Annotated in this window: 6 protein-coding genes; 1 reads left to right on the top strand and 5 read right to left on the bottom strand. The window is 48.4% G+C overall.

Translation table 11 applies throughout. From position 1 onward, the window contains the following. The coding region (locus F4Y64_01955; protein MXX96363.1) for a cytochrome C at positions 1-989 on the bottom strand (989 nt) is incomplete at its 3' end. Positions 990-1,254: 265 nt separating this feature from the next. On the opposite strand from F4Y64_01955, the gene F4Y64_01950 reads away from it, so the two are divergent. After that, positions 1,255-2,571, top strand: a complete 1,317-nt coding sequence (locus tag F4Y64_01950; GenBank protein MXX96362.1) for a hypothetical protein — start codon at positions 1,255-1,257, stop codon at positions 2,569-2,571. Positions 2,572-2,612: 41 nt separating this feature from the next. On the opposite strand, the gene F4Y64_01945 is transcribed toward F4Y64_01950, so the two are convergent. From F4Y64_01945 to F4Y64_01930, 4 genes are all read right to left on the bottom strand, one after another. Continuing rightward, positions 2,613-3,488 (bottom strand): DUF547 domain-containing protein, encoded by an 876-nt coding sequence (locus tag F4Y64_01945; GenBank protein ID MXX96361.1) that lies wholly within the window; start codon positions 3,486-3,488, stop codon positions 2,613-2,615. A 104-nt stretch (positions 3,489-3,592) separates the two neighbouring features. After that, complete coding sequence (locus F4Y64_01940; protein MXX96360.1) at positions 3,593-4,561, bottom strand: hypothetical protein; 969 nt, start codon at positions 4,559-4,561, stop codon at positions 3,593-3,595. Then, positions 4,551-4,967 carry a hypothetical protein gene (locus F4Y64_01935; protein ID MXX96359.1) on the bottom strand — a complete coding sequence of 139 codons (417 nt, stop codon included), beginning with the start codon at positions 4,965-4,967 and terminating at the stop codon, positions 4,551-4,553. Before F4Y64_01935 ends, F4Y64_01940 begins: the two co-directional genes overlap by 11 nt. Positions 4,968-5,237: 270 nt before the next feature. After that, entirely contained in the window at positions 5,238-7,535 is a 2,298-nt protein-coding gene (locus F4Y64_01930) for a carbohydrate binding family 9 domain-containing protein (GenBank protein MXX96358.1), read from the bottom strand. Positions 7,536-7,600 lie beyond the last annotated feature (65 nt).

Below are 7,600 nucleotides of genomic sequence, written 5' to 3'. Positions count from 1 at the left end.
TTACGAAATACATAGCGCCCCGTAGCCTTATCTGACGGCCGTCCTACTATACCAGTGGAATTCACATACCAGATGATCCCTTTGGAATCAATCCCTAATCTGCGAATACGGGTATCTTCGTCGGAAATGGCGTAGTATCGTAATTCCATGGATTCTGGATCCATAGAGGCAAGCTTGTTGGTTCCATTATAGGCGATCCACACAGTACCATTCTGCGCTACGATGATGCCATAGGGTCTTGGCTCTGTAGGGATCTCTGTAAGTTCACCAGTTTCGGGATCAAGTCTGCCGAGCATTGCAGCTCTCTGTGACGTGAAGTACAACTTCCCGTTTGGGTGAAAGACAGCTGTATGAGGATCGCCAGCTTCGGTTGGATATTCGGTGATTTCTCCAGTTTCTGGATCAAGCTTCCCAATCGTACCATTACTGTTGCCCGTGTACCAGATATAACCCTCATCATCTGGAACAATACTGTGTGGTCGTGCCTCTGGAGGTAGTGGATATTCTTCCATTGTTCCTGTCACAGGATCAAGCCGTCCCACAAGACTCGCCCACATACCTGTCCACCAGATGGCACCGTCAGGGGCTTCAACAGGGTCACGGGAGCGTTGCCCCAGCGTAGGGACAATCCATTCCTGAATATCTATTTCAACTGGACCATCGACAAGGGTTGGTTTCCGATCTTCACGGGCAGGAAAATGCTCGGCTAGGTATTCGGCGATGCGAACGGCATCTGACTCGGGTAATTCCATCATGGATTCCTGAACAGAGCGCCACATCTCCACTCCATCAAACCCTGACCTTGTAATTGCAGAAATGGTATGACAAGATGTACATGCCTGTTCAACCAGTTCTTTCCCATGTCCCTCCGGAATGGGGGTACCCCGACGATTCTGGGCCAACAACGATTGTACACTCAAAGCCGCGAGCATCAATAAAACCAATACAGCACGTAAATAATGCTGCGTGAGCAATAGATTACGGGTCATCGCTTATGATTAACAGGTGAATATCGACGAGGACACCTCAAGATACTATTTGGCGTCCAAAATTGTAATGACAGGATCGACTGGCCGATCGCTATATGTCATTACGTGTATTATTTTCGTGCTCTCGTACTATGGCGACCCAAACTCGTTACATTGTGTGTCCCTGTGGGTGAGTATTACATTTGGCGGATACTACAACATGTCCCTTTTTCAAGTTTAATCTGGAACGTCTTACTGGCTGCCTTTCTTTCCCATGCAGAGATTGATGCGAATTATTTCTCCGATTGATCTGACGGGTTTGGCATGCCTACTGGTCTATGGATTACTCTCCTGGATCACTCGAACTTCGGGAGCCCCCTCTCTCCATCTATTTCTGGGACTCTCTATTTGTGTTGCGGCAGCCACCTTCATTCTCTATGACCATTACCGTCGCAATCCTGATCAAAAATTACCTGTGACTCGGCTCATCGGCTGGTCAATCATATTTCGTATCTGCGGGCTGATTGGTGGTCCCTTCTATGAGGACGACTTCTACAGATACTTATGGGATGCTTTTCGCTTCATTCAGGACGGTACCCCTTACGGTTTGCCTCCTGAAGCTTTTTTCCAGGATATGAGCATACCTGACCGGTTCCAGCGTATTCTGGATGGCATCAACTACCCTGAATTGCCGACGATCTACGGGCCGGTAACGCAACTTGTCTTTTTGGGGGGATACGGACTTGCTCCTGGCAGTGTCACTGCATTGCAGGCATTAATGATTCTTTTCGACCTGATGACCATAGGTCTACTTCTTCGATTGGCACCTGCACCGGCAGTACTGCTCTATGCGTGGAGTCCATTGGTGATCAAGGAAATTGCTTTTACCGCCCATCCTGACGGAGTTGCCGTATTTCTTGTTCTTGCCGCGATAGTGCTGGTTCGAAGAGACAGGATTTACGGTGCGGCCATCTTTTTGGCTTTGGCTGTGGGGGCTAAAGTTCTTGCATTGCTTGTCGTCCCGTTTATTCTAGTGCGTGCACGTTTACGTGTATGGGGGATCTTTCTCGGAACACTGGCGCTGATCTACTTGCCTTTCGTTTTGCAGGGGAGTACAGATTTGGAGACATTACTTGTATTCACCCGCGAATGGGAATTCAATGCGGCCTTATTTAGTTTGTTAAAGCCTTGGGTGCCCAACGCGACGGCTCGGATCGTATGTGGGCTTGTACTTGCAATCGCGATAGGGATTTACTACTCGGTCTACAGGCGGAGTACTCTTGGCACAATTGTACGGGGCGACTGGATTTATGGTGGGCTATTCGCACTCTGGCCAGTTGTCAATTCCTGGTACCTGTTGTGGCTGCTTCCCTTTGCAGCGATCCGTCCAAGTGCATGGGCGTGGACGGCATCGGTCGCAGTACTGTTATCGTATATCACAGGGCTGAATCTGGATAACATGGAGATGCATCCCTTCGCACATCCAGATTGGGTACGACCTTTTGAGTATGGAGTGATCCTGTTGGCGTTGTCCTACGACATATTCAGGTGGAGATCCAGAAGATCCACCCTTCTCCCAGATGAGGGGGCAGTGCGGATGTGAATTCTTTGAAAGCAGTGCAAAAATCATTGAAGTAGGCTAACCTATTGGATACTCGTTACATTAAGGCGCCAATCGTACTCATGATCTAATGATCCCTCAAAGCCTTTCAACTGCTCCGCCAAGTCTTCATCTGCATACTTCTGTAGGTGCGCCAGTACCCCAGCCTCAGAGTCGCCAAAATCTTCCATATACCAAAAATACAGACTTGAGGTGACCCCGAACGCTTCATCCAAGAGTTCCACTGCACGCAGATGATTCACAAATTCTTTCGCATTTTCATCCAAGAGTTGTTCCAAGTTGGCAGCCGTGAATGCTTGGGATGCCAGGTTCGGACAACCCAAACTGGCGCAATTGACGGCATAGTGAATCCGGTTGTCTTGCCAGATCGGGCGCAGGATATCGTGTTCAATATTATCCAGCGTTAGGGGAATTCCAGCTACAGTTGCATGAATGTCTTTCCATGGCCCGGAATTGGGTTTTTCTTCATTGTTAATCTGCATAATTGATTCAACAGGGTAGGCATCCACAACGACACGTATGGTCACCGCATTGTAGAGATTGATCCAATAGGCCATCTGAACGTCCCGTACATATTGGCGAGGGTCCAGCTCTTGAAGCTGCTCAAGGTATTGATTGAGACGCTGTCGATCTGCTGTGTTTTCTTGGAGTGCCTGATAGTCAAATAGATGTATACCGGATGGGTCGTCCGTGACCAAGTATGTATCTAGGATTGCCTGCCAGTCGGAGTGGTCAATTGTGGTAGTATTCGAAGAATCGAATTTCTCCCAAATACTATCTGTAGCTTGACCATAAGAGAAGGGGACAATAAGTATCAATAGCCCAAAAACTCCAGTCCCGAATCGACGGGAAAAAGAGCCCCTAGCATCCTGTTTTCGTTTTATGGTTTTCGATTGCATTCAAACAGACCTTTTATCAGTTCATTGGTCAAAGGCAATGCTGCAGGCTTGGCCAAAACAGCCATATTCTGTTAGACAGAGGTCCGAAGCTTAGCTAAGTGTGATTACAGACTACCACCGAAGCCACCACCCAAACCCACGCTGAGGCCGATACCGAACACGGTAGACTTTGCCGTATTACGACCTCCAACGATCTTACCGAAAAAAGCATGTGCGCTCGTGCTGCCAAACAGATCGGCAAATAACTGGCCGCCAAGAATCTGGCTATCTTCTTCCAAGCCGGGAAATCGGCTCGGCGAAAAACCAGATCCACCGATATCAATGCCGGATGTGGCATTCACCATGCGGTAATTTCCTCCTACTCTCACACGATTGCCGACGGGAACAAAGACCCACAGGTTCATGAAGATCTCCGAAGGAACATCAATATCCCCACCTTGGCCAGCGCCGACTGCATTGGAGTTGACCGAAGTAGACCCTCTGTGTCGGTAGCCAAATTCTGCTGATGCGCCTGCGATATTCCAGAATTTGCCGACAATCAATGAACCCTCAAATCCACTGGCGCCATCTCCGAGCGAGTTGATATAACCTGTGTCGTAGCCACCAGGAATTGTTACTCCAACACGTGCCGCAACACTTGGTGCATTGCTGACCAATTCATCGATAAAGCGCCAAGTTACAGAAAGATTGGTATCGAATAACCCACTGTAACTTTCTTCACCACCAGACGGACCGACCGCACCATCTACATTACTTTTTGCCCAGGCTGTCTGCAGATCCACGGCAATCGCATCATTAATTGCATAGTTGGCATGGATCCACACTGTGCTCTGTCCCAGATTTGCTCCTGTAGCTTCCAAAGGCCCTTTAACGGTTTCTGTACCCCGGTAGAATTCTTCGGCATTCTGATTATAGTACGAGACACTGACACTACCGGTACGGGGTTCTGCAATCCACGGCGTACCTTGGGCCAGGGCCGTCTGTGACGGATACCAAACCGCTATGCTCAAGAGAGCAGGCAGTATCAGCCTGCGGAGAGCGAATCCGGTCCGTCCATTTTTCTCACTCTTCATCAATGACATCGTTTTGTATCCCACGGACGGGCGTTTGTAGCTTATAGCGACGGGTCAGAAAATAATGTACGACCTCCATACGGATGCCGCAATCATCCTCATCCGAATCTGGTCCGCACAACCCTTTAACCACCTCGTCATCGGGCGATCCAGTTTCCTCCTCCGCGTAAACTGCCTCCAGGCTGGCGGCCAAGCTCATTGCTCGGTCGCGATCTAGTTCAGACTTTTGGATGGGGCATCCCTTGCAAGCCAGTACTTTGAAGGTTAACGACTTGCCCTGTGCATATGCCTTGCGTGGGCTGATCTGACCAGGTCCTGTACCGATTGAACCTGAAGGTGCAATTGTCGGGGCTGCAAACCCGAAAAGGACGGCAACAACTGCAAACGAGCAAATTGAACGAATCATGAGGTTTATCTCTTGAATGGTTATAACTGCAACAGCAAAAGAAACATACGCACTAATATCCTCAATTTCAATAGGATACAAGTATTATTGGTGGGATTATAATTGGAAGGTACTGCACAGCCATTCATCCAGTTCTTCTTCATATCCTTCTGGAAGGGGAGTACTCCAACGATTCTGAGCCGCTACCGATTATGGTTCAGGGTTATGGTGCAGATTAGCATCATTACGAGACCATAATACTGCATGGGCGATGAATTCCGGGTCGTTTTGTTAGCGGATGAATGTGTAGGTATACTTTAGGAATAGTGTTCTAGAATCTAGAACTGGGAGGACAGGATTCTCTCCCATCCGGTCGGTGTTACGTCCTTCATTGTATACGAGCCAGAGATCATTCCCTTCACGGAAGTTGTACCGAAAGCGTACATTTGCAGAAACCACATCTGCCGCGGTACTGTACTGCAGAAAAGCACTGATGCTGGCCGCTGTAGAAAAACTGATCTGTGTCCGAATTCGAGCGAGATGGACAAAAAATTCTTGGTCTCGGTCAGGGAAACGCACACGATTGAATTGATATGTTCCCCCAAACTCCAAGTATCGGGACAGATTCCAAGTGGGTTCTAACTCAATTTGAATGTTGGAGCCGTCGTAGAATTGTCCGAATTCTGTGGATGCATTGATGCGCCAGAGTCGGCCAAAGCGCATCATGTAGTCCCAATTGAAGCCGTAAAAAGTATATCTACCTGCGGGAATTTCTGTGTCTTCTGGAAGTTCCGCCGGTTCGGTAAGGTTATCTTTTTGTACTTCTAGCTGAAACGTATGAGAATCACCTGATTTCATATCTAGAGACCAGTCAAGCCAAGCGATTTGGGTTTCAAGGCTTCCATCTGAGTCGCGCAGAAATTGTACAAATAAAACTTGTGGACGAACGAATTGAATCTTGGAGCGCTCGCTGGCAAACCAACCGTATCCAGCCAGAATGAACGGTTGAACAAAACCGGTTCGCGAAACAAACCCAACACCAGGTTCAAATTCTGTCCCTCCCCAAGCGGTAGACAGACGATATGAGAATCCAACCTCGGTACGCCGTTGAATTTGTATCCGGGCAAAGCCATTGGCTCTTGGATCGTTACGGGAGGAACCTTCATCAAAGGTTTGTGCCCATTTCAGATCCAGATATTCGTTGGCTCCAACTTTGATCTGTGAATCAAGCCCATATACAATATTTCGGTTTCCTTTTGAGCCAAGGCGCGTGGTGGCAATACCTCCAGCATAAGAGTTGGGATTAAAGACTTGCTTGCGCAAACGATAGATTCCAAAGTTTTCCGAAGGATTTCCATGAGCGGCGGCTGCTTGCATGTTGATCACTCCGATGTCCCATTCACCAACGCGGCCGACTAGACGAGCTCCCCCATAAATGGGCACGGTTTCACCTTCGTAGAGACCGATTTGACGAGTATTGAAAAGTCTATCGGATCGTCCTACGGTTCGGTACTCAAAGATGCCTGAGCGTTCCTGGAAAAACCGACGCTTTTCCGGGAAAAAAAGTGAAAAGCGTGTGAGGTTGACCTGCTGGTCGTCGGCTTCAACCTGGGCAAAGTCTGTATTCACGGTTAAATCAAGTGTCAGGTTATTGGTGAGATTGTATTTCACGTCTCCACCGACATCCCCGGTCCAGTTTGATGGTTGATCATACCGAGTCTCATCATCTGAGAGCGTCGAATACTTTTCCATCCCGCTGGCCACATATGGAGTGATATAGAGTGGGCGCCCTACATCGACGTCACGCAGATGGATTCTACGAAACCTGCTTGGTTTCGCGTATCCTCGATCCCAATTTGGAGGAGTTGCCGGGAATTCGTGGATTTCATTTTTTCTGGAAATACGACGAGTTACGGACATGCCCATTTCCACTAGGCCATCAACGGATTGGAATCCCAAGCTTGTAAAGGGGATTCGCATTTCTACAGACCATCCATAGTCTGTTCTCTGGGTAGCCGAATCCCAGAACGTATCCCAGCTCATATTGATTACTGTGCCAAACGGACTGCGCCCACCTGAGTCCAGATCGTTCGAAATGGCCATATCAATCCGAACATTATTGGGGGTGGTGGTGAACCACAGGCCATTCTGGCGGTCATTAAACGTGTCGAGGATGAGCGCAACCGTATCATCTCCACTGTACCGATCTCGGTACATTGAATTTGCCCGAATTCCATCTGGATCACTATCGTACAGCACTGCTCCCAGATACATGTACTTATCGTCATAGGCGACACGAATATTTGTTCTTTCAGACATGTTGCCCATAAATACAGGACTGTACATAACTAAGGGCAGAGAATCCACCTCTTCCCAGGCTGGATCGTTTACAAATCCATCCACTTCGATCGGGCCTGTCAATCTTGAAAGGATCAGAGGCGGGAGATCTGTTTCAGGGGATTGTGCCCAGGTTTGCATCGGTGAAAGCTGGAATAGGGCATTTCCGATCATTGCAGCCCACAACAGTGAGTACAATTTTGGAGAACGCATTTGGATTCTGTTGCCGATGTGAAAAAAGATTCTACGCATCACCTATGATCACGCCACTTCTCAGAGTAAGCTAATGGAGCCACTGGACAATCGCCCCCAAAATT

This window comes from Rhodothermaceae bacterium (genome assembly GCA_009838195.1).
In the GTDB taxonomy this organism is placed as follows: domain Bacteria; phylum Bacteroidota; class Rhodothermia; order Rhodothermales; family Bin80; genus Bin80.
This window is presented reverse-complemented; position numbering and strand designations above follow the sequence as displayed.